Source organism: Arthrobacter sp. CAL618, assembly GCF_000468215.1.
In the GTDB taxonomy this organism is placed as follows: Bacteria; Actinomycetota; Actinomycetes; order Actinomycetales; family Micrococcaceae; genus Arthrobacter_D.
This window is the reverse complement of sequence record NZ_ASZW01000008.1, coordinates 1-1,459: the sequence shown is the minus strand read 5'-3', so window position 1 is coordinate 1,459 and position 1,459 is coordinate 1. Positions and strand designations below refer to the sequence as shown.

1 protein-coding gene is annotated in these 1,459 nt (G+C 61.8%); it reads left to right on the top strand.

Annotation, left to right across the window (positions count from 1 at the left end):
- The first annotated feature begins 221 nt into the window (after positions 1 to 221).
- Positions 222 to 1,454 carry an NADP-dependent isocitrate dehydrogenase gene (locus K728_RS0100170; protein ID WP_019481971.1) on the top strand — a complete coding sequence of 411 codons (1,233 nt, stop codon included), beginning with the start codon at positions 222 to 224 and terminating at the stop codon, positions 1,452 to 1,454.
- Positions 1,455 to 1,459 lie beyond the last annotated feature (5 nt).

Genomic DNA, 1,459 nt, shown 5'->3' with positions numbered 1-1,459 from the left:
CCCGCCCCGGCCACCGACCGGTGGGGTAAACCCATTCCGCCCGGGTCCATGATGGACCGTTGGGGAAACATTGCGCCCACCGAAGGGCACCTTCCCGGTGAGCCCATTTAGGGCACCAATAGTGGCCTGTGGCATAGTTGAGCAGGATAAAACCAGTACAAATCACGGGCCGTGCTGCGTCCATCACAACGGCTGCCGGCCCACCACCACAAGGAGACCGTGTGGCTGACGCGCCTGCAACAAAAATCAAGGTACAGGGTTCGGTTGTCGAACTCGACGGCGACGAGATGACCCGGATTATCTGGCAGTTCATCAAGGACCGCCTGATCAACCCCTACCTGGATATCGACCTCAAGTACTACGACCTCTCCATCCAGAACCGCGACGCGACCGATGACCAGGTCACCATTGACGCCGCAAACGCCATCAAAGAGCACGGCGTCGGCGTCAAATGTGCCACCATCACCCCTGATGAGGCCCGCGTCGAAGAATTCGGCCTGAAGAAGATGTGGGTTTCGCCCAACGGCACCATCCGCAACATTCTCGGCGGCGTCGTCTTCCGCGAACCCATCATCATCTCCAACATCCCGCGCCTGGTGCCGGGCTGGAACAAGCCCATCATCATCGGCCGCCACGCGCACGGTGACCAGTACAAGTCCACCAACTTCAAGGTGCCGGGCCCCGGCAAGGTCACCATGATGTTCGAGCCCGCTGACGGCTCCGAGCCAATGAAGTTCGACGTCGTCACCATGCCTGAAGAGGGCGGCGTGGCGATGGGCATGTACAACTTCAACGAGTCCATCCGCGACTTCGCCCGGGCGTCCTTCGCCTACGGCCTGCAGCGCCAGTACCCCGTGTACCTGTCGACGAAGAACACCATCCTCAAGGCCTATGACGGCCAGTTCAAGGATCTCTTCCAGGAAGTCTTCGACGCCGAGTTCAAGGACCAGTTCGAAGCGGCTGGCCTGACCTACGAGCACCGCCTGATTGACGACATGGTGGCTTCCGCCATGAAGTGGGAAGGCGGCTATGTCTGGGCCTGCAAGAACTACGACGGCGACGTCCAGTCCGACACCGTCGCCCAGGGCTTCGGCTCGCTGGGTCTGATGACCTCGGTGCTCATGACCCCAGACGGCAAGACCGTCGAGGCTGAAGCCGCCCACGGCACGGTGACCCGTCACTTCCGCCAGCACCAGCAGGGCAAGCCCACCTCCACCAACCCGATCGCGTCGATCTTCGCGTGGACCCGCGGGCTGATGCACCGCGGCAAGTTGGATAACACCCCGGAGGTCATCACCTTCGCTGAAACCCTCGAGGACGTGGTCATCAAGACCGTCGAGGCCGGCCACATGACCAAGGACCTCGCGGCCCTCGTCGGACCGGACCAGGCATACCAGACCACCGAGGAATTCCTTGCGACCCTCGATGACAACCTGAAAGCACGCCTGGGCTAGCACCC